This window comes from Aeromonas sp. QDB62, from assembly GCF_027705695.1.
Lineage (GTDB): Bacteria > Pseudomonadota > Gammaproteobacteria > Enterobacterales > Aeromonadaceae > Aeromonas > Aeromonas allosaccharophila.
On sequence record NZ_JAPDCD010000014.1, the window covers coordinates 59,194 to 80,726 of the forward strand.

The 21,533-nt window shown below is 62.2% G+C and carries 19 protein-coding genes; 5 read left to right on the forward strand and 14 right to left on the reverse strand.

Translation table 11 applies throughout. The features are described 5' to 3' along the window. Positions 1–97: 97 nt before the first annotated feature. The 5 genes from ilvA to ilvG form a co-directional block, all read right to left on the reverse strand. Complete coding sequence (ilvA, locus tag OKC27_RS09100) at positions 98–1,618, reverse strand: threonine ammonia-lyase, biosynthetic (protein ID WP_058052051.1); 1,521 nt, start codon at positions 1,616–1,618, stop codon at positions 98–100. Between the two features lie 3 nt (positions 1,619–1,621). Further along, complete coding sequence (gene ilvD / locus OKC27_RS09105) at positions 1,622–3,463, reverse strand: dihydroxy-acid dehydratase (protein WP_182938662.1); 1,842 nt, start codon at positions 3,461–3,463, stop codon at positions 1,622–1,624. A 144-nt stretch (positions 3,464–3,607) separates the two neighbouring features. Then, the gene (locus OKC27_RS09110; RefSeq protein ID WP_182938661.1) at positions 3,608–4,552 is read right to left on the reverse strand and encodes a branched-chain amino acid transaminase; all 945 of its coding nucleotides are present in this window, start codon (positions 4,550–4,552) and stop codon (positions 3,608–3,610) included. 12 nt (positions 4,553–4,564) lie between these two features. Next, positions 4,565–4,843: an acetolactate synthase 2 small subunit gene (ilvM, locus tag OKC27_RS09115; protein WP_005339613.1), complete on the reverse strand. Its 279-nt coding sequence runs from the start codon at positions 4,841–4,843 to the stop codon at positions 4,565–4,567. After that, the gene (gene ilvG, locus OKC27_RS09120; RefSeq protein ID WP_182938660.1) at positions 4,840–6,486 is read right to left on the reverse strand and encodes an acetolactate synthase 2 catalytic subunit; all 1,647 of its coding nucleotides are present in this window, start codon (positions 6,484–6,486) and stop codon (positions 4,840–4,842) included. Before ilvG ends, ilvM begins: the two co-directional genes overlap by 4 nt. A gap of 384 nt (positions 6,487–6,870) precedes the next feature. Here ilvG and OKC27_RS09125 point away from each other — a divergent pair, with 384 nt between their 5' ends. The 3 genes from OKC27_RS09125 (at position 6,871) to OKC27_RS09135 (ending at position 10,393) form a co-directional block, all read left to right on the forward strand. Further along, entirely contained in the window at positions 6,871–8,385 is a 1,515-nt protein-coding gene (locus OKC27_RS09125) for a YifB family Mg chelatase-like AAA ATPase (protein ID WP_111807248.1), read from the forward strand. A 127-nt stretch (positions 8,386–8,512) separates the two neighbouring features. Further along, the gene (locus OKC27_RS09130; RefSeq protein WP_139409837.1) at positions 8,513–9,412 is read left to right on the forward strand and encodes an acyltransferase; all 900 of its coding nucleotides are present in this window, start codon (positions 8,513–8,515) and stop codon (positions 9,410–9,412) included. A 6-nt stretch (positions 9,413–9,418) separates the two neighbouring features. Next, on the forward strand, positions 9,419–10,393 hold the full coding sequence (locus OKC27_RS09135) for an acyltransferase (protein WP_182938659.1): 975 nt from the start codon (positions 9,419–9,421) through the stop codon (positions 10,391–10,393). Here the strand turns inward: OKC27_RS09135 and OKC27_RS09140 are convergent. Together OKC27_RS09140 and OKC27_RS09145 are read right to left on the reverse strand one after the other, a co-directional pair. Next, on the reverse strand, positions 10,309–10,821 hold the full coding sequence (locus OKC27_RS09140; protein ID WP_182938658.1) for a DUF523 domain-containing protein: 513 nt from the start codon (positions 10,819–10,821) through the stop codon (positions 10,309–10,311). The two genes, OKC27_RS09135 and OKC27_RS09140, sit on opposite strands and share 85 nt — an antisense overlap. After that, on the reverse strand, positions 10,818–11,468 hold the full coding sequence (locus OKC27_RS09145) for an NUDIX hydrolase (RefSeq protein WP_111807240.1): 651 nt from the start codon (positions 11,466–11,468) through the stop codon (positions 10,818–10,820). The genes OKC27_RS09140 and OKC27_RS09145 overlap by 4 nt, the downstream gene beginning before the upstream one ends. A 74-nt stretch (positions 11,469–11,542) precedes the next feature. Here OKC27_RS09145 and OKC27_RS09150 point away from each other — a divergent pair, with 74 nt between their 5' ends. Then, a complete protein-coding gene (locus OKC27_RS09150) occupies positions 11,543–12,178 on the forward strand; it encodes a nicotinamidase (protein WP_042062463.1) in 636 nt (211 codons plus the stop codon). A gap of 89 nt (positions 12,179–12,267) precedes the next feature. After that, positions 12,268–13,446, forward strand: a complete 1,179-nt coding sequence (pncB, locus tag OKC27_RS09155) for a nicotinate phosphoribosyltransferase (RefSeq protein WP_182938657.1) — start codon at positions 12,268–12,270, stop codon at positions 13,444–13,446. Positions 13,447–13,519: 73 nt separating this feature from the next. Here pncB and OKC27_RS09160 read toward each other — a convergent pair whose 3' ends face one another. The 7 genes from OKC27_RS09160 to OKC27_RS09190 form a co-directional block, all read right to left on the reverse strand. Next, a complete protein-coding gene (locus OKC27_RS09160; RefSeq protein ID WP_042655883.1) occupies positions 13,520–14,128 on the reverse strand; it encodes a thiol:disulfide interchange protein DsbA/DsbL in 609 nt (202 codons plus the stop codon). Positions 14,129–14,357: 229 nt separating this feature from the next. Next, the gene (locus tag OKC27_RS09165; protein ID WP_182938656.1) at positions 14,358–15,347 is read right to left on the reverse strand and encodes a serine/threonine protein kinase; all 990 of its coding nucleotides are present in this window, start codon (positions 15,345–15,347) and stop codon (positions 14,358–14,360) included. 103 nt (positions 15,348–15,450) lie between these two features. Then, on the reverse strand, positions 15,451–16,902 hold the full coding sequence (gene ccoG / locus OKC27_RS09170) for a cytochrome c oxidase accessory protein CcoG (protein ID WP_182938655.1): 1,452 nt from the start codon (positions 16,900–16,902) through the stop codon (positions 15,451–15,453). A gap of 155 nt (positions 16,903–17,057) precedes the next feature. Next, the gene (locus tag OKC27_RS09175; RefSeq protein ID WP_042062469.1) at positions 17,058–17,321 is read right to left on the reverse strand and encodes a YihD family protein; all 264 of its coding nucleotides are present in this window, start codon (positions 17,319–17,321) and stop codon (positions 17,058–17,060) included. 30 nt (positions 17,322–17,351) lie between these two features. After that, positions 17,352–18,506 carry a GGDEF domain-containing protein gene (locus tag OKC27_RS09180; protein WP_182938654.1) on the reverse strand — a complete coding sequence of 385 codons (1,155 nt, stop codon included), beginning with the start codon at positions 18,504–18,506 and terminating at the stop codon, positions 17,352–17,354. A 127-nt stretch (positions 18,507–18,633) separates the two neighbouring features. Beyond that, positions 18,634–19,023 carry a Cu(I)-responsive transcriptional regulator gene (cueR, locus tag OKC27_RS09185; RefSeq protein WP_042062472.1) on the reverse strand — a complete coding sequence of 130 codons (390 nt, stop codon included), beginning with the start codon at positions 19,021–19,023 and terminating at the stop codon, positions 18,634–18,636. Next, positions 19,024–21,453: a heavy metal translocating P-type ATPase gene (locus OKC27_RS09190; protein ID WP_182938653.1), complete on the reverse strand. Its 2,430-nt coding sequence runs from the start codon at positions 21,451–21,453 to the stop codon at positions 19,024–19,026. It lies immediately after the preceding gene. Between the last annotated feature and the right edge of the window lie 80 nt (positions 21,454–21,533).

A 21,533-nucleotide genomic window follows, 5' to 3' on the forward strand; every position in this document is an offset into this window, starting at 1 on the left:
CTTGGCTACATTCTCCGCTGCAAAAACCATCGGTCATGGGGCCATCATCTTGAAAAGAGGAGGGAGGCCTTGGCCCCCCTCATCCGTCATTGACCCGTCAACTGGCCAGGAACAGCCGGTAGGCGGGGTCGTCACTCACCTCTTTCCAGCCGTAGCCAATCTCGTGCAGGTAGTCGTGGAAGGCGGCCACGTCCTCGTCCGGCAGCTCGAAGGCGCAGAGCACCCGGCCGTAGTCGGCACCGTGGTTGCGGTAGTGGAACAGGCTGATGTTCCAGCGGCAACCCAGGGTCTCGAGAAAGCGCATCAAAGCGCCCGGCTGCTCCGGAAACTTGAAGCTGTAGAGACGCTCACCGAGGGGCCGGGCCGGGCGGCCGCCAATCATGTAGCGCACGTGGTTCTTGGCTAGCTCGCTCTCGGTCATGTTGACCACCGGATAGCCGTTGCCGCCGAGCTGATCGATGATCTGGCCGAGCTCTTCGTCACCGCCGGTGAGGCGCACCGAGACAAACAGCGAGGCCTGCTCGGCATCGGCATAGCGATAGTTGAACTCGGTCACCATGCGGGGTCCAAGCTGACGGCAAAAGTCGAGGAAGGCCCCCTTGCGCTCGGGGATGGTCACCGCCAGCATGCCCTCGCGCTTCTCGCCGATCTCGCAGCGCTCGGAGACATAGCGCAGGCTGTGGAAGTTGACGTTGGCGCCGGAGAGAATGGCCGCCATCCGCGCCCCCTTGACCTGCTCCCGCTCGCTGTAGGCTTTCAGCCCCGCCAGCGACAGGGCGCCCGACGGCTCGGCAATGGCTCGGCAGTCGTCGAAAATGTCTTTCAGGGCGGCGCAGATCTGGTCGTTGGAGACGGTCACCACCTCGTCCAGATACTGGTTACAGAGGCGGAAGGTCTCCTCGCCGATGCGCCTGACCGCCACCCCGTCCGCAAACAACGAGACGCGCTCCAGATTGACCGGCTCGCCCGCCGCCATGGCCGCCTTGAGGCAGGCTGAGCCTTCCGCCTCCACCCCGATCACCTTCACATCCGGCAGCAGCTGCTTGATATAGACCGCCACCCCGGCGGCCAGACCACCGCCGCCCACCGGCACGAAGACGTGGGTGAGGTGAATGTCCTGATCCAGCAGCTCCTTGCCAATGGTGCCCTGCCCCGCGATCACCTCGACATCGTCGAACGGCGGGATCAGGGTGTAACCCTCCAGCTCGGCAAGGCGACGGCTCTCGGCATAGGCCTCGTCGAAACTGTTGCCAAACAGCATGACGTTGCCACCCTGACGGCGCACCGCATCGATCTTGATGTCTGGCGTGGTCTTGGGCATCACGATGATCGCCTTGATACCCAGCTTGGCGGCAGACAGGGCGACCCCTTGCGCGTGGTTGCCAGCAGAGGCGGCGATGACGCCGTGATCCTTCTGCTCCTGGGTCAGGGTGGCGATCTTGTGGTAGGCACCGCGCAGCTTGAAGGAGTGGACCGGTTGCAGATCCTCCCGCTTCAGACTGACATGATTGCCGAGCCGCTCGGAGAGTTTTTTCAACGTTTGCAACGGGGTCACTCGCGCCGCCTCATAGACGGGAGAGAGCAGCACCTTGCGTAGATAATCAGCCGCAGAGACCATGACTTACTCCCCCAGCATCGAACGATCACGCACCGCACCCTTGTCGGCGCTGGTGGCGAACATGGCATAAGCGCGCAGGGCAAAGGAGACCTGACGCTGACGATCGAGCGGCTTCCAGCCACGAGCTTCCACGGCGACGCGGCGGGCAGCCAGCACGCTGTCGGCCACCTCCAGCACCATGCTGCGGGCCGGGATATTGATGCTGATGATGTCGCCATCCTCCACCAGACCGATGGTGCCGCCGGAAGCGGCCTCCGGCGAAACGTGGCCGATGGAGAGGCCCGAGGTACCGCCGGAGAAGCGACCGTCGGTGATGAGAGCGCACGCCTTGCCGAGGCCCATGGATTTCAGATAGGTGGTGGGGTAGAGCATCTCCTGCATGCCCGGGCCCCCTTTCGGACCCTCGTAGCGGATCACCACCACCTCGCCCGCTTTCACGGTGCCGTCCAGAATGCCGCTCACCGCGCTCTCCTGGCTCTCGAACACCCGGGCCGGGCCACGGAAGGTGAGGTTCTCCTCATCTACCCCGGCAGTCTTGACGATGGCGCCATTGAGCGCGAGGTTACCGGAGAGCACTGCAAGGCCGCCCTCCTGGCTGTAGGCATTTTCCAGCGAGCGGATGCAGCCCTCGGCGCGGTCCAGATCCAGCTCCGGCCAGCGGCAATCCTGACTGAATGCCTTGGTGGTGCGGATACCGGCCGGGCCAGCGCGGTAGAAGTCCACCACCTCCTGACTCGGCTGGCGGCTGACGTCATATTCATTGAGCTGTTCGACGAGGGAGCAACCCAGCACGGTGCGGGTATCGCCGTGTACCAGACCCGCTTTTTCCAGCTGGCCCAGAATGGCGACCACGCCACCGGCGCGGTGCACATCTTCCATATGGTACTTCTGGGTGGAGGGCGCCACCTTGCAGAGCTGGGGCACCTTGCGGGACATGCGGTCGATGTCGGCCATGGTGAAGTCCACACCGGCCTCTTGCGCCGCCGCCAGCAGGTGCAGCACGGTATTGGTGGAGCCGCCCATGGCGATATCGAGCGCCATGGCGTTCTCGAACGCCGCCTTGGTGGCGATATTGCGCGGCAGGGCGCTCTCGTCATCCTGCTCATACCAGCGCTTGGCCAGCGTCACGATGCGCTGACCCGCCAGTTTGAACAGCTGCTCCCGATCAGCGTGGGTTGCCAGCATGGAGCCGTTGCCCGGTTGGGAGAGGCCGAGCGCTTCGGTCAGGCAGTTCATGGAGTTGGCGGTGAACATGCCGGAGCAGGAGCCGCAGGTGGGGCAGGCACTACGTTCCACCTGTTCGCTCTGGGCATCGGAGACCTTGGGATCGGCGCCCTGGATCATGGCGTCCACCAGATCCAGCTTGATGATCTGGTCGGAGAGCTTGGTCTTGCCCGCTTCCATCGGGCCGCCAGAGACGAAAATGACCGGGATGTTGATGCGCAGGGCGGCCATCAGCATCCCCGGGGTGATCTTGTCGCAGTTGGAGATGCAGACCATGGCGTCGGCACAGTGGGCGTTGACCATGTACTCCACCGAGTCGGCGATGAGTTCGCGCGATGGCAGGGAGTAGAGCATGCCGCCGTGGCCCATGGCGATGCCGTCATCCACGGCGATGGTGTTGAACTCCTTGGCAACGCCACCCGCGGCTTCAATTTCGCGCGCCACCAGCTGACCCAGATCCTTGAGGTGGACGTGGCCCGGTACGAACTGGGTGAAGGAGTTGACCACGGCGATGATGGGCTTGCCGAAATCCTGATCGGTCATGCCGGTAGCACGCCAGAGGGCGCGGGCCCCGGCCATGTTACGTCCGTGGGTGGTGGTGGCGGATCTCAACTTCGGCATTGTCTCTACTCCCTGAATGCCCATATGGGCTCGATGCGTTATGCGGTGATGATACGAGTGGATCGGAATCGATCCTGGTGAAGGCTCCTCTGTGAAGCTCTCACCGGAAGCGACTCGGGGAGGCATGACGCCTCCCCTCTCTCATCAGCCGTTGACTGGCGTCAGCCAGCCCCACTTATCCTCGGTCTGGCCGTTGAACAGGCCGAAGAAGGCGTTTTGCAGTTGCTCGGTCACCGGGCCACGGCTGCCAGCGCCCACCTTCATCCGATCGACGGAGCGCACCGGGGTCACTTCGGCGGCGGTGCCGGTCATAAAGATCTCGTCCGCCACATAAAGGGCTTCGCGGGGCAGCGCCTGTTCGCGCACCTCGTAACCGAGATCGCGGGCCAGCGTCATGATGGTGTCGCGGGTGATGCCGGGCAGGATGGCGGCGGTGGCAGGCGGGGTGAACAGTACGCCGTTCTTCACCAGAAACAGGTTCTCCCCCGCCCCTTCGCTCAGATAGCCGTTCACATCCAGCGCCAGTCCTTCGGCGAATCCGTTGCGCTTGGCCTCGCGGCTGATCAGCTGGGATGACAAATAGTTGCCGCCCGCCTTGGCGCCAGTGGGAATGGTGTTGGGAGCGAGCCGGTTCCAGGAGGTGACGCAGACATCCACCCCGTTTTTCAGCCCCTCTTCCCCCAGATAGGCGCCCCAGGGCAGGGCTGCGACAATGAGATCGGCCTTGGCATTCAGCGGCGGATGCAGCCCCAGCCCCACGTTGCCGACAAAGGCCAGCGGGCGCAAATAGCCGCTCTTCAGGCCGTTCTCGCGCACCACGGTGCGGCAGGCTTCATTCACTTCGGCCTCGCTGTAGGGGACATCCATCCAGTAGATCTTGGCGGAGTCGAACAGGCGGCGGGTGTGCTCCTGCAGACGGAAGATGCAGGTGCCCTTGGGGGTGTCGTAGGCGCGTACCCCCTCGAACACCGAGGAGCCGTAGTGCAGGGCGTGGCTCATGACGTGCACCTGGGCATCCTGCCAGGGCACCAGTGTGCCGTTGAACCAGATGTATTGCGGGTGAGTGACGGATTGGGAAGGCTGTGACATTGGCTTTGCTCCTTAAGCTCTGATCCGGGGTTGCTGTTCCAGTGCATCGACCCGGGAAACGTCCACCAGCTTTACCAGCTGGCTCCACAACTGCTGGATGGGACGCACCGACTCGACAGTAACCGTGATCCGCAGCTGTTGGCAATCCTGCTCCATATTAAGGGCGCAGAGAGCGAAGCCGCGGTGACGCACCACCCGCAACACCCGCTCCATCACTTCGGGTCTGGGCTGGGCGTGGATATGCAGGGTGTGTTGTGCAAATGCAGGCTGGGCAAGGGTGTGCGGGTTCATGGGCGTTGCTCCATCATCTTGTGGTTGGCGACTCCCGGCGGAACCAGGGGCCAGACGTTTTCTTCCTCTGAAATAGCCACATGCAGCAGATAGGCGCTCTCACTCTTCAGCAGGCGATCGAGGGCACCGGCTATCTGCTCCTTGCATGTGATGGTCTCGCCAGGAATGCCGAAGGCGGCAGCCAGCGCGACGAAATCGGGGTTGTCGGAGAGGATGGTCTCGCTGTAGCGGCCGTCGAAGAACAGTTCCTGCCACTGGCGCACCATGCCGAGGCGCTGGTTATCCAGCAGCACCATCTTCACCTTGAGCTGGGCGCGGCGGATGGTGCCGAGCTCCTGCACGTTCATCATGAAAGAGCCGTCGCCGCTCACCAGCACCACTTCATCCTGCGGGCGCGACATCTTGGCGCCGATGGCGGCAGGCAGACCGAACCCCATGGTGCCAAGACCGGCGCTGGAGAGGTGGTTGCGCGGGCTGGTGAAGCGCATGTGCTGGGCCACCCACATCTGGTGCTGACCGACGTCGCAGGCCACCACGCTGGTCTCCGGCAGCCGGGCAGAGAGCTGCTTGAGCAGGGCCGGCGCATAGATGGCCTGACCTGGATGGTCGTAGCGAAACGCATATTCGCGGGCCATGGCGGCGCAGTGTTCACGCCACGGGTCGATGGAGAGAGTCATGGCGAGGGCGGGCAACACCCGCTTGAGATCCGTGGTGATACCCACCTCGGCAGCGCGGCGCTTGCCGAACTCGGCGGCGTCCACATCGAGATGGATTACCTTGGCTTCGGGGGCAAACTCCTCCAGCTTGCCGGTCACCCGATCATCGAAACGGGCGCCCACCACCACCAGCAGATCGCACTGCTGCACCGCGTAGTTGGCGGCCTTGGTACCGTGCATGCCGAGCATGCCGAGATAAACGGGGCTGTCGGGGTCGAGCGCCCCAATCCCCTTGAGGGTGGTGACCGCAGGCATGCCGGTGACGGCGGCAAAGTCGCGCAGCTGCTGCTCGGCATTGGCCATGCCCACTCCGCCACCGACGTAGAGCACCGGACGCTCGGCGGTGGCAATCAGGGTGCGGGCTGCGGCCAACTCAGAGGGGTTAAGCGCTTCCGGCTCTTCCACCGCAAACAGCGGGCTCTGGGGCGGCACGGCAGCCAACTGCACATCCTTGGGAAAATCGATCAGCACAGGACCCGGACGCCCTTCGGTGGCAATGGAGAAGGCTTCTGCCAACACGCGCCCCAGATCGGCGGCATCGGTCACCATGAAGGAGTGCTTGGTGCAGGAGAGGGACATGCCGAGCACGTCGACCTCCTGAAACGCATCGGTGCCGATGGCGGAACAGGGCACCTGACCACTGATGGCCACCAGCGGCACGGAATCGAGCAGCGCCTCCGCCAGACCGGTCACCAGATTGGTGGCGCCGGGGCCGGAGGTGGCGATACAGACGCCCACCTGACCGGAGGCGCGGGCATAACCGACCGCCGCCATGGCGGCTCCCTGCTCGTGGCGGCAGAGCTGATGGGCCAGACCACCGTCATACAGGGCATCGTAGACCGGCATGATGGCCCCGCCCGGGTAACCAAACACCTGGGTCACACCCTGTTTCTTGAGAGCCTGTACCAAAAACTGCGCGCCGTTCATGTGGAAAATCCTGTCCTTTGGTCGAAAAAAAACCCCCGAGCTGTGAGGCTCGGGGGTCGCTTGTTTCGTTCTGTCCGGTGGTGGGTCTATCCCTTGTTCCGTGCAGCTAAACGAGCCCCGAGCGGTGAGATAATAATCACCACTAGGACCACAATAATGCTGACGAAACGGGAGGCCATGTTCATAGTTACAACCGGAAATCCTGTGAAATTGGGGCGGTTTCTACCGCGAATGGCTATTAGAACTAGCACGGTGATTTTTATTGGGCAAGCCTTTTTTCTGTGACAACCCACTGATTTTGGCTATTCCCCAACCGGAACTCTGGAATAAAAAACCAACAACAAGCAGTTAGTCAGAACATATATCAACTCAAGGACGGGATTTATGTCATTAGCTGTGGTTTATAGCCGTGCCAGCCTCGGGATCGCGGCGCCGCAAGTTACAGTGGAAGTTCACCTCTCCAACGGCCTGCCCGCCTTCAACATGGTGGGATTGCCGGAAACCTCGGTGAAAGAGTCGCGGGATCGGGTACGCAGCGCCCTGCTCAACGGCAATTTCGAGTTCCCGAGCAAGCACATCACAGTCAATCTGGCCCCCGCCGATCTGCCCAAGGAGGGCGGTCGTTTCGATCTGGCCATCGCCATCGGCATTCTCGCCGCTTCCAAGCAAATACCGGCAAAATACCTGCTCAATCACGAATTTTTAGGGGAGTTGGCTCTGACTGGCGAGATCCGTCCCGTGCTCGGCGTGCTGCCTGCCGTGCTCGCCTGCCGCGATGCAGGACGCACCCTGCTGGTGCCGCGAGAGAACGGCCCTGAGGCCTCCCTCATTCAGGATGCCGAGGTGCGCACCGCCCACCAGTTGCTGGCCGTCACCGCCTGGCTGGCGGGTCAATACGAGCTGCCACTGCCGGAGCCCCAGACCACGGACTCCCTGCCCGATGTACCGGATCTGCAGGATGTGATCGGCCAGTCCCAGGCCAAGCGGGCTCTGGAGATCGCCGCCGCTGGCAGCCACAACCTGTTGTTCATCGGCCCGCCCGGCACCGGCAAGAGCATGCTGGCCAGCCGCCTGCCCGGCATCTTGCCACCGCTGAGTGAGCAGGAGGCGCAGCAGACCGCCGCCATCCACTCCATCGGTGGCCTCACCCCGCGGGCCGGTCACTGGCACCACAGGCCCTATCGCACGCCGCACCACAGTGCCTCTGCGGTGGCGCTGGTGGGAGGTGGCAGCCATCCGCGGCCCGGCGAAATTTCGCTAGCCCACAACGGGGTGCTGTTTCTGGATGAATTGCCGGAGTTCGAGCGCAAGGTACTCGACTCTCTGCGCGAACCGCTGGAGACCGGCCACATCACCATCAGCCGGGCTGCCCGTCAGGTGGACTTTCCCGCCCGCTTCCAGCTGGTGGGCGCCATGAACCCCAGCCCTTGCGGCCACTATGGCGACGGCCAGACCCGCTCCAGCCCGGATCAGATCCTGCGTTACCTCGGCAAGCTCTCCGGCCCTTTTCTCGACCGCTTCGACCTGACGGTGGAGGTGCCGCTGCTGCCCAAGGGGAGCCTGACCGGCAAGGCGGAACGAGGGGAGTCGAGCCAGCAGATCCGCGATCGGGTACTGGCGGCGCGGGAGCGGATGCTCAGCCGCAATGGCAAGCTCAACAACCTGCTGGATAGCCGTGAGATAGAGGATATTTGCCGACTATCAGCGCAAGATGCCGAGTTTTTGGAGAACGCCATCCAGAAGCTGGGACTCAGTATCCGGGCCTGGCACCGCATTTTGCGGGTGTCGCGCACCATCGCCGATCTGGCGGGACAACCGGCCATCGGCAAGGAGCATCTTATCGAGGCGCTCGGTTATCGCGCCATGGATCGTCTGCTGTCGCGGCTGCGCAGCAGCTGATAGAGGGGAAAGGGTGAGTCCGGCCCCGTAACGGCTCTTAATGGTCTCACGGGCCATCGGCTGATATTATGGCCACAGATCTGACCACTTGATGGCCCTTTATCGACAGCAAGACGGACCCGAACTCATGCCCAACAAGCTGACAGAGCGACTGCGCGGCAGCCTCTCCACCCTGCTCTATTTTTTCAACACCCTCTTCTGGTTTATCCCCATCTTCTTGCTGGGTCTGCTCAAGCTGCCGTTACCGCTCAAAGGGTGGCGAACCCTCTGCAATGCCCTGCTGGATGGCTGTGCCAGCTGCTGGATCGGTTTCAACAATCTGATCCAGAAAACCATCATCAAAACCCCTTTCGAGGTGGTCGGAGTGGACAAAGGGCGCCGGAATGAGTGGTATATGGTGATTGCCAACCATCAATCCTGGGTCGACATACTGGTATTGCAGCGGGTTTTTAACCAAAAAATCCCCTTCCTGAAGTTTTTTCTGAAGAAAGAGCTGATTTGGGTGCCTTTTCTCGGTCTGGCCTGGTGGGCACTCGACTTCCCCTTCATGCGGCGATATTCCAGAAAATTTCTGGAAAAACACCCCCATCTGAAGGGAAAAGACATTGAAACGACCCGTAAGGCCTGCGCCAGGTTCCGCCACATTCCGGTGAGTGTGATGAACTTCGTCGAAGGCACCCGCTTCACCGGCAGCAAGCATCAGAAGCAGGGCTCGCCCTATCGTCATCTGCTGCTCCCGAAAGCGGGGGGCATCGCCTTCACCCTGGCCGCCATGGGTGATCAGTTGCATCAACTGGTGGATGTCACCATCGCCTATCCGGACGGCATTCCCAGTTACTGGGATTTCATGTGCGGCCGGGTCGGGCAAATCAAGGTTCAGGTCCGCTATTTGCCGATCGACCGCAAGCTGGTGGGGGATTACTTCAATGACCCCGACTTCCAACAAGAGTTTCAACAGTGGTTGAACGGGATCTGGCACGAGAAGGACCAGACCCTGAGCCAACTGCTGGCAACCAAGGCGCAGTAAACATCCATGCTATCCCTGCTTCCCGGCCCGCTGGTGCTGATCATCAGCGCGGGCCTGACCATCCTGTTCACCGCCTTGTGCGCCAGCCTGATCCTGCTGGTGTCGTTGGCCAAACTGCTGCTGCCTGTTCCGGCTTTTAGCCGCGCCTGCAGCCGCCTCAACAACCGCTTCATGCGTCTGTGGCTCGCCTGCAATGCGCTGGTGATCCGTCTCACGATGCGCATCGACTGGCAGATCGAAGATAAGACCCGACTGCGCAAGGATGGTTGGTATCTCATCATCAGCAACCACATGAGCTGGACCGATATCGTGGTGCTGGGTCATCTGTTCCGGGATCGACTGCCGGTGCCCAAGTTCTTCATGAAGCACGAGCTGATCTACATCCCGCTGCTGGGGCTCGCCTGCTGGGGGCTCGACATGCCCTTTATGCGCCGCTATTCGAGAGAGTTTCTGTTAAGAAATCCGCACCTGCGCGGCAAGGATATCGAGACCACCCGCAATGCCTGCGAGAAGTTTCGCCACATCCCCACCACCGTCATCAACTTCGTAGAGGGGACCCGCTTCACCGAGCAGAAACGGGATGCGGCCCGTTCTCGCTACCGCCATCTGATGCCGCCCAAGGCTGCGGGGCTGGCCTTCACGCTGGCCGCCATGGGGGAGCAGTTTGACAGCCTGATCAACGTCACCATCCGCTATCCGGACAACGCCGAAACCCCGTTCAAGGACTTCCTGATGGGGCGGGTAAAGCGCATTCAGGTGCGGATCGAGGAGCTGCCGGTGGATGAGGCGCTGGTGGGCGACTACTTCAATGACAAGCAGTTCAAGCGCGGTTTTCAGGAGTGGCTAAACCAGCTCTGGCAGGAGAAGGACGAGGTGCTGGAGAGGTGGCAGAGCGGTCAGTCACCGCTGCCGGTTGTTGCCGAAGAGATATCCAGCAAAGAGGCATCCAAAGAGAGCGCCGAGGCCAGCTCGACCAGCTGATCTTCGGAAAAGACCGCAATCCCGTGGCGGCGCAGCAGGGCGGTGGTCTTGCCCTCGCCCGCCACAGAGACCCCTTCAAAGCGGCCGTTATAGATACGGCCGCTGCCGCAAGAAGGGCTCCCCTCTTTCAACAGCGCGAAGCGAATGCCTTGCGCCTGACAGATCGCCAGCGCCAGCTCGGCGCCGCGATCAAATTCTTCAGTCACATCCACTCCGCTCGCCGTCACCACCCGCTCGCCCTGCCGCTCGGCAGGAGGGCGCGGGGTCGGCAAGCCGCCTGCCACTTCGGGACAAAACGCCAGCGCCCGCCCTTCGGCTCCGAGCTCACTCAGCCAATCGCTGACAATCCCCTTGCTCTGGCCATCGTAACGCACTGGCTGGCCCAACAGGCAGGCGCTGACCAGCACACGAACGGGGTTCGAACTCACGCTTCCGCTCCGTGCATCACCTGATCGAACATCACGCAGCAGGGGCTCTCCAGCCGGTAGAGGATGGCGGGGCGCTGTTTGCCGGTACGCTTGCGGCCGGTATCCACCAGAATGTCGGCGCGATGGATCCGCTTGCGAAACGCCGCCGTATTCATCGGGGTTTGCAGGATGATCTCGAAGGCACGCTGCACCTCGGAGAGGGTGAACTCGGGCCCCAGCAGATGCAACGGCAGGGTGCTGTAGCGACTCTTGATCCGCAGCCGCTCCAGCCCCTTGGCGATAAGCTGCACATGGTCGAAGGCGAGGCTCAGCCCCGGCAGATTGGAGAGCGGATGCCAGCAGCCGTGGGTCACTTCCACTTCCGGATCGACCAAGCAGAGATAGACCAGGGTGGTGGACCAGCCGCGGGGATCCCGCTCCAGATTGCCGAGGGTACAGACCTGCTCGCTGTAGCAGTGGCCGAGCCCCCACTCCGCCAGCAGGCGACGCTGGGCGGCGTCCAGATCCCGATCCAGTGCCTCGTCGATACGCAAACCGGGTAGCTGCCAACTGTGGGCAAAGGGGGGGCGATCGCGGGTCTCGAGCAGCAGCTCGAGCCGCTCGTTATGCAACCGCAGCACCACCATATCCAGACTCATTCTCAGCATGCCGATCGCCCTGCTCGCCTTCCATTAATGTTTGGTAGATAATATCACACGAATAGTATGTGCAGGAGCCAATCATGGGAACCGTCGCCAGCCTGGATATTGATGCGCAGAAGGGCTTTACCCCCCTCTGCCCGAACGAACTGCCCGTCGCGGGCGGTGATGATATTGTGGCTGCGCTCAACGCTCAGGCCACCCTCGCCACGCTGCGGATCGGCAGCAAGGACGCTCACCCCGCCAATGCCGACTGGGCCGTCTCTGACCCTGCCGGCATGCTGTTGCCGCTGGATCTGCCGAACGCCGACCTCACCTGGCCGGTGCACTGCGTGCCGGGCAGCAAGGGCTTCGAGCTGCTCGACGGCCTGCCCGCCCCCATCGACTATGACTTCTTCGTCTGGAAGGGGGTCGAGCCGGATCTGCACCCTTACGGCGCCTGTTATCACGATCTGGCCGAACGGCGCAGCACCGGACTCATTGAATTCCTGCAAGCCCGCAAGGTCGACACCGTACTGGTCGGCGGCCTCGCCACCGACTACTGTGTCAAAACCAGCGTGCTGCAACTGCGCCGCGCCGGTTTCCGGGTGATCGTCCATCTCGATGCCTGCCGTGGCATCGCGCCCGAGACGGTTGCCAGCGCCCACACCCAGATGATCGAGGCTGGCGCCGAACTGGCCCAGACCCTGATCGATGTACAACGCCTGCTGGACGCCTGATATGCCCCCAATCCTTACCAGCCAGCTCGACACCGGCGCCTGCAATTTACCTATGCAACTGGCGTTCACCCGCCTGCGGGGAGCCTGATATGCCTCCAATCCTCACCAGCCTGCTCGACACCGACGCCTACAAGCTGCATATGCAGCAGGCGGTGTTCCATCGCTATCCGGATGCCGAGGTGGTGGCCGAGTTTCACAGCCGCAATGAAGAGGATCTGCTGCCCATGATGGGGCAGATCGAGGAGCAGCTGCGCCTCGCCGGATCCCTGAGACTGACCAAGCCCGAGCTCGATTTTCTGGCCGAGCGCCCCTTCTTCACCCCTGACTACCTCGACCACCTGCGCCGCAAGCCGCTTGATGCCTCTCTGCTCAAGGTGTTCGAGCAGGATGGCCGCATCAATGTGCGGGTCGAGGGCCCCTGGCAGGATGTGATCCTGTGGGAGATCCCGGTGCTCGCCATCATCAGCGAGATGCGCAACCGCTTCCGCTACCCCCAGTTCGGCGTCAGCCACGCGCTGGAGCGGCTCGATCAGAAGATCGACAAGCTGGAGCAGGAGCTGAGCCCGGAGGAGATGAGCGAGTTCAACCTCATCGACTTCGGCACCCGCCGTCGCTTCTCCCACGCGGTGCAGGATGCGGTAGTGGGTCGTCTCAAGGAGCGGCTGCCAGCGTTTCGCGGCACCAGCAACTACATGCTGGCCCAGAAGTACAAGCTGCCCGCGGTGGGCACCCAGGCCCACGAGTGGTTCCAGGCACACCAGCAGCTCGGCTTCCCGCTGGAGCACAGCCAGCGCGCCGCCCTCACCAGCTGGCTGGACGAGTTTACCGACCATCTCGGCATCGCCCTGACCGACTGCATCACCATGGATGCCTTCCTGCGTGACTTCGACTTCGAGCTGGCCAGCAGCTATCAGGGCTTGCGCCACGACTCCGGTGATCCCGTGGTGTGGGGCGAGAAGGCGATCAGCCACTATCAGCGCCTCGGTATCGACCCCACCGACAAGACCCTGGTCTTCTCCGACGGGCTCAACCTCGACAAGGCGGTGCAGCTGTTCCGCCACTTCCGTGGCCGCATCAACACCAGCTTCGGCATCGGCACCAAGCTCACCTGCGATCTGCCCGATGTCAGCCCGATGAACATCGTCTTCAAGCTGATGGAGTGCAACGGCGGCCCGGTCGCCAAGATCTCCGACAGCCCGGGCAAGACCCTGTGCCGGGATGCGGAGTTTATCCGCAACCTCAAGCAGGCGTTCCACGTCGGGGTCTGATCTTCGAGCACGCCAGAAAACAAAAAGCCCGCCGGTTCGCACCGGCGGGCTTTTTTTATCGACTCAAAAGGTATCAGTCTTTCTTGGCCAGCAGGAACTGCACCAGCTGGTTGAACTGCTCTTGAGAGGTGATGGATTCAATCTTCACCATGTACTTGCCGTTCACCAGGAAGGCCGGCACACCGCGAATGTTGTAGCTCTCGGTGTTGCGATCGAACTGGGAGACCATGCCGGAGACGGCGAAGCTGTCGACGGCACCGTCGAACTCTTCAGCCGGCACACCATTGTCCACGAAGATCTGCTTCACCTCGTCACGGCTCATCGGCGGCTGACGCTGGGTGTGGATCTTGGTGAAGATGGCCGGGGTCAGCTTGGCTTCGGCGTTGAGCAGGCTGGCAACGGCATAGGCACGCTGCATCTCGGGGCCCATTTCGCGGCCGAGGAAGGCAACCGGGTTCTTCTTCAGGGTGACGCCTTTCGGCAGACCGGCTTGCAGTTGCTCAACGATCGGTTCGAAGGTGGCGCAGTGCGGGCAGTAGTAGGAGAAGAACTCCATCACTTCCGGCTGGGCACTGCCAGTCTGTTTGACCACATCGTAGTTGACGCCTTCCTTGAACTCGGGGGCGGCGTGAACCATGGGGATCATCAGCATGGCAGCAAGGAAAAATAGAACTTTTTTCATGATGTTTCCTGTTAAGGGATCACTGTGAGGCACGCCCGGCGAACCGAAGCAGTGCCAAGCCTATTGTTTCGCCATGCTGACGTCAATGGTCAGGGCCGGAGATCGAGCCCCGCTGGCCACGCAAGATCCCTTCTATTTCACCAGTTTGGCATCAGGTTCAACGGTGGTGCCTTCAGTGCTTCCAGCTGATCTCGCCGCAGGTGGGGCGATCTGCTGGCCACCGGATAAGTTACCACCCCGGCATCAGGCTCAACGGTGGCGCCTTCAGCGCTTCCAGCTGATCGTGCAGGGTCGCTATCTGCTGACGCCAGTAGTGATCGGTATTGAACCAGGGGAAGTGACGGGGGAACGCGGGATCTTCCCAGCGCCGCGCCAGCCAGGCCATGTAGTGGACGATGCGCATCGCCCGCAGCGGCTCGATCAGCGCCAGCTCCCGCGAGTCGAACTCCATAAACTCCTCGTAGCCCGCCAGCAGGGTGTCGAGCTGGATCTGCTGCTCGTGGCGCTCGCCACTCAGCATCATCCAGAGATCCTGAATCGCGGGGCCGGTGCGGCAATCATCGAGGTCGACAAACATGGGGCCGTCGCGCCACAGGATGTTGCCCGGGTGGCAGTCGCCATGCAGCGAGATCTGCGCCACATCCAGAGTCATGGCGTCGCTGACATGCTTGATCAGCTCGTCCAGCACCCCGAAGAATTGCTTCGCCAACCCACTTGGCAGCCACTCGCCGGACGCCAACAGCTGACGCGGTTCGTGCAGCATGCTATCCACGTCGAGGCGAACCCGATGGTGAAACGGCTTGCTGGCACCGATCTGATGGATGCGGCCGAGGAAACGCCCCACCCACTCCAGCTGGTCGAGGTTATCCACCTCGAACTGACGGCCACCGACGCTCTGCCAGATGGCAAAGGGGTAACCCTCGTGTTCCAGCAGGGTCTCGCCCGCGAAGGCGAGCGGCGCAGCGACCGGGATCTCCGCCTCGGCGAGACGGGTGGCAAACTCGTGCTCCTCGAGGATCTGGGCCCGGCTCCAGCGGCCGGGACGGTAGAACTTCACCACATAGCGGCGACGATCCTCATCCTGAAACTGGTAGACCCGGTTTTCGTAGCTGTTGAGCTCGATAAGGCCAGAGTCGAGCCGCAAGCCGCTGAGATCGAGCGCATCCATGATGAGGTCGGGTGTGAGATCGGAATAGTTGAAACGCATGTCATCCACCATAAGAAAGGGGCGCCGTTGCGCCCCATTCTATCACTACTGCCCGGCATTGCCGTGCTCGCTGGTGACCTGACGTGTGTCACGTCCGGCACACCGCCACACGCGGTTACAACCGGCTGATAAACTTGCTGCCCTGGCGCAGGTTGCCCTTGCTGTCATCGGGCGCCGCCCCCTCCCGTTTCAGCACGAACTGGATATCCAGCGTCGGCCGTTTCAGGTTGTAGGGGTCGACCGCCAGACTGACCGGCAAGGTATAGATCTCGCCCGCTTTCAGGGTCACTTCACGGGGACCAAACCACTGATACTCGGGCAAGCCCTCCACATCCAGCTGGTAGGTCTGGGGCAGCAGGGTCTTGTTGAGGATCTTGAGGGTATAGGTGTTCTCGATAAGCCCCTCGCTGTTTTCACGGAACAGCTGGTTGCGGTCCCGCAGGATATCGAGCCCCATCGGCATGATGGACATGGCGTTGTAGACAAATACCCCCAGCATCACCGCCATCACCAGCCCGTAGCCAATCAGCTTGGGCCGCGCCACATGGGTGGAGTCGTTGGCCAGCTTGTGCTCTGTGGTGTAGCTGATGAGCCCTTTCGGATAACCCATCCGCTCCATGGTCTGATCGCAGGCATCGACGCAGGCGCCGCAGTTGATGCACTCGTACTGCAGGCCGTCGCGGATATCGATACCGGTCGGGCAGACCTGCACGCAGAGATCGCAGTCGATACAGTCACCCAACCCGAGCGCCTTGGGGTCCGCCTTGCGGGAACGGGCACCACGGGTTTCGCCGCGCTTGGTGTCATAACCGACGATGAAGGTGTCCTTGTCGAACATGGCGGACTGGAAGCGGGCATAGGGGCACATGTGGATACACATGATGGCACGCATCCAGCCCGCGTTGCCGTAGGTGATGATGGTAAAGAAGCTCACCCAGAACAGCACCCAGCCCCCCGCCTGCAGGGTGAAGAAGTCCGGCACCAGCTCAGTCACATCCTGGAAGTAGGCGACGAAGGTGAGGCCGGTCACCAGCGAGATCGCCAGCCAGGCCAGATGCTTGGCCCCCTTGCGGGCCAGCTTCTCACCACTCCAGGGCGCCTCGTCCAGCTTGCGCCGTTTGTTGGCAGGCCCCTCCAGCTTCTCTTCAAACCAGATGAACATGAAGGTCCAGACCGTCTGCGGGCAGAGATAGCCGCACCAGACCCGGCCGAGGAAGGTGGTCACGAAGAAGAGGGCGAAGGCGGCAATCATGAAGAGCCAGGCGAGCAGGGTCAGATCCTGCGGCCAGATGGTGGCGCCAAAGATATGGAACTGCTGATGACCGAGGTCGAACAGCACCGCCTGTCGCCCCTCGTAACGCAGCCAGGGCAGCAGCACGAAGAGGGCAACGAAGAACCAGCCCATCCCCTTGCGCACCCGCTGCCAATACCCTTTCTGGGCCCGCACATAGATGCGGTTGCCCGGGTTGAATCTGTCGTCGCTGGCTTTGAACGTATGGGGGTTGAAGGTCCCGGTTACGTCCTTGTCGGTGACGTCCTTGATATCGATTTTATCGTGGTCGGCCATTGCAAGACATCGCTCCCTTATTTGTTATGGAGCGGATTATATCTTAAACAGCATGCTAATTGTGTGGATTAGATGTATCTAATATTGGCGTTTGATCGCAATTTTCGGCAACAAAAAAGCGCATCACCCCAAGGTGATGCGCTTCCGCTAAAGATTCACTTGATTCCGCGGGCCTTGAGCAGTGCCTCTTTGAAATCGGGCACATGATCCTTGGCCAGACCGGGGATCATCGCCTGCTTGTCGGATTCCCGCATTTTGAGGTGATAGATCAGCATGTCGTCGGTCAACTCGGACAGAGAACCTTCAAATCCCGCTTCGTTGGCCAGTTTGGCAACAAACTGCACTAGGCTGAGATCCTGTTCCTTGATCCAGGCAGGCTGCAACAACTCCAGCAGCTCTTCGATACGATGACATTGCATAGACAACCTCTTTAATCTGTCACGTTAAATTCAGGCAACCTTACCCATCAAGGCTACTTCGATTCGATCCCGCCCATTATGCTTGGCCTGATAGAGTGCCGCATCCGCTTTCTGGATCAAATCGGCGATTTTCATGCTGTTATCCGGTATCAGTGTCGCAACACCAAAACTACATGTGACCCGACCGGAGACCAGTGACTTCTGGTGCGGGATGGCCAGCTCCTTGAGCGCCTGCCGCACATTGTCCGCCACCTGCAACGCCCCCTGCATGCCGGTGCAGGGCAGCAGCAGGGCAAACTCTTCGCCCCCGTAACGGGCCGCCAGATCGTCCTCGCGCCGCTCCACCTCGGCCAGCAAGCCCGCCACCTGTTGCAAACAGTCATCCCCCAGCTGATGGCCATAGAGATCGTTGAACTGCTTGAAGTAATCCACGTCCACCAGCACCAGCGACAGCGGCGCCCGGGCACGGTGACAGCGGCGCCAGGCCCGCTCCAGCGAGTCGTCGAGGTGAGCGCGGTTGGCGATACCGGTCAGACCGTCGAGGCGGGAGGTGAGACGCAAATGCTCGGAGACCACCTTCAACTCGGCCACCAGTTCGGCGTTGGAGAAACGGTGGTGGAGCGAGGCAATCTGATCCCGCCGCATCCGGCGCAGCAGGGTCGGCAGAAAGACAAACAGATAGCCCGCCAGCATGCAGGAGACGATCCGCTCCTGCTCGTTGCCATTGCCCAGCTCGAACAGCATCGCCATGCCCAGCGGCAGGGCGGAACCATAGAGGGTACGGCGGCTGCCAAACAGCATGATGGCGCTGCCGGTAAGAATGAGGCTGGCGAGCATCATCATGGCGGCCCGGTAGGTATCGGGCAGCTTGTCCATGTAGAGCAGCACCCCGAGGGCCCAGATGATGGAGGTGATAGTCACGCCGATGAAAAGTTCGCGCTCCAGCACCGGCAGCGGTGTCTGGTGCAGGCGGGATCGGCGCCAGCGCAGGTGCCAGCCCCGGCCAAGCAGCCACAGGAAAGTCCCTGACAGCCAGCCAAGCGCTTCGGTGGCGGGCAGATAGTCGTGAAACAGCAGACTCCAGCCAAATGCCAACACGCCCAAACAGGGGAGACTGAACGATGCGTGGGTATAGAGCTGGGCCATGATGGCCTGCTTAACCTGGCGTGTCACACTCTGGGTCAACTGAGTACTCCTGTACAAGAGCCGAGCAGTCTACCACTACCCCCTGACCAGCAACAATAAAGCACCGTTTATTAAGAAGTTAGTCAATCATCTGTGGCTTACCCTGCGCTGGACGGTGAGCTCTTGCTCACCCCTTCTCCAGCTCGTCGAGGATCGGGCACTCAGGGTTTTCATCCCCGTGGCAACAGCAGACCAGCCCTTCCAGCGAGCTGAGCATGGCCTGCAGCCCTGCGATGCGCGTGCGCAGATCGACGATCTTCTCCTGCGCCAGCTTCTTCACCTGGGCGCTGGTTCTGTGCTCGTTGCGATAGAGCGCCAACAGCTCCTGACACTCCTCCAGATTGAAGCCGGTCTCCCGCGCCCGCTTGACGAAACGCAGCTCCCGCAGCGCGCCTTCCGTGTAGCTGCGGTAGCCGTTGTCGCTGCGTACCGGTGCTGTGATAAGGCCGATGCTCTCGTAGTAACGGATGGTCTTGGCGGTCAGCCCCGTGGCCTTGGCAACCTTGCTGATGTTCATTTATGCCTCCTTACTGATCGGGTTGGATGCTGGCCCGTGCGCCGCCCTGGGCTGCCAGCGTTTCAATAACAGGGAATTGCTCAAAACGGTGATGCTACTCAGGGCCATGGCCGCCCCCGCCAGCTCGGGGCTGAGGTAGCCCAGCGCTGCCAGCGGAATGCCGATGATGTTGAATACGAAGGCCCAGAACAGATTCTGCTGGATGGTGCGCCAGGTCGCCGCCGAGATATCGATGGCATCGGCCACCAGCCGCGGATCAGATCGCATCAGGGTGATGGAAGCGGTCTCCATCGCCACATCGGAGCCGGAGCCCATGGCGATGCCGACATCCGCCGCCGCCAGCGCCGGGGCGTCGTTCACCCCGTCCCCCACCATGGCCACCAGCCCGCGGGTTTGCGTCCGCAGCGCCTCGACCTTCGCCACCTTGCCCGCTGGCAGCACGGAGTCGAAGGCCCCGTCCAGCCCCAGCTTGGCGGCGATATGGGCCACCGGCGCCGGTGCATCGCCGCTCACCAGCCAGCTGGCGATACCGCGCTGACGCAGGGTGGCGATGGCTTCCGCACTCTCGGGGCGCAGGGTATCGGCCAGTGCGGCGATACCTGCCACCATGCCGTCGATGGCGACCCAGACCCGGGTCGCCCCATCGGCGGCTTGTTCATCCTGTTGCGGCTGATCAATGCCGAGCTGGGTCAGCAGGGAGCCATTACCGATGGCGACCGTGTGACTATCAACCTGACCGACAATACCGGCCCCAACCCGCACCTCGACCGCTTCCGGCTGAGGCAATGTCGCACCGTTGCCGACGGCCTCGCGCATCGCCAGCGCCAGCGGGTGTTCGCTCGCCTGCTGCAGGGCGGCGGCGAGACGCAGCTGCTCGCCGTTACCGCTCCAGCTGGCCAGTACCGGCTTGCCCTGAGTGAGGGTACCGGTCTTGTCGAAGATCAGCGCCTTGATGGCGTGGGCCTTTTGCAGGGTATCCACATCCTTGATCAGGATGCCGTGACGCGCCGCCACCCCGGTGCCGGTGACGATGGCGGCAGGTGTCGCCAGCCCCAGCGCGCAGGGACAGGCGATCACCAGCACCGCCACCGCCGCCAGCAGCGCCTGCGCGAAGTCATTGCTGATGGCGTACCACACCAGCAGGGTGAACAGGGCGATGGCCATCACCACCGGCACCAACACGGCAGAGACCTTGTCCACCAGCTGTTGCAGCGGCGCCTTGCCCATCTGGGCGCTCTCCACCAGCGCGATGATCTTGCTGAGGCTGGAATCTTCTCCCACGCTAGTGGCTTCGATCTCCAGCACGCCGGAGCGGTTGATGGCACCGCCCAGCACCTTGTCGCCCGCACCGCGCGGCACCGGCAGGCTCTCGCCGGTGAGGATCGACTCATCCAGCTCGCTGGCACCGCTCACGATTTTGCCATCCACCGGCACCCGCTCGCCCACCAGCACCCGCAGCCGATCGCCGCGCAGCACCTCGTCGATGGCGACGCTCTGCCACGCTTCGCCACGCCAGACGGTGGCAGTTTCCGGCCGCAGCGCCATCAGTTCGCGAATGGCGGACTGGGTGCTGTGTCTGGCTCTTGCCTCCAGCAGTTTTCCCAACGAAATCAGGGTAATGATGATGGCGCTCGCCTCGAAATAGAGCTTGCCGCTGGCGGCCATCCCCAGGTTAAGCAGCAGGTAGAGGCTGTAGAAGTAGGCGGCACTGGTGCCGGTCGCCACCAGCACATCCATATTGGCCGCGCGGTTCTTGAGGGCGAGCCAGGCGCCGCGATAGAAACGGGCCCCGATCCAGAACTGCACCGGGGTGGCGAGCACCAGCTCCAGCCAGGCGGGCATATGCCAGGGCAGCAGCCCCGCCATGGCGATCATGCCCACCAGCAGCGGCAGGGTCAGCAGGGCCGAGACGATGACCCAGGTCTGCGCCTGACGGGCAGTGGCGGCCTCCTGCGCTTCCCGCTCCAGCAACTGCTGGCGACGGCCGCTGGCCGAGCCCTGCGCCAGTTTGGCGCCAAAGCCGAGCGCCTCTATATGTTCACGCAGGGCGGCGGGGCTCTGGGCCCCCGGCACCAGCACGATACGGGCCTGTTCGATGGAGAAGTTGACCTCGGCGGAGATGACGCCGGGCAGCGCGGCCAGCATTTTGTTCAGCCGAGCCGAACAACCTGCGCAACTCATGCCGGTAATTTGAAACAAAAAGGTCTCGCTGCCGTAGTCGTAACCCTGACTCTTGATACTGTCGAGCACCACAGGCAGGTGATCGGGGCTGGCCAGCTCGATGGCCGCCTGCTCCAGCGCGAAGTTGACGGTGGCCGATACCCCGTCGAGTTTGTTGAGGCTGGCCGCGATGCGGCTGGCGCAGTTGGCGCAGCTCATGCCACTGAGCGGCAATTGCAGATGAATGAGGTGTTGCTGTTGAATCGTCATGCTGCTCCTCCCGGGAACCCGTCGGCACCACAAAACGCCGACTGGCAAACCCTAACCTTTACTGTAAGGGCAAGCTCAAG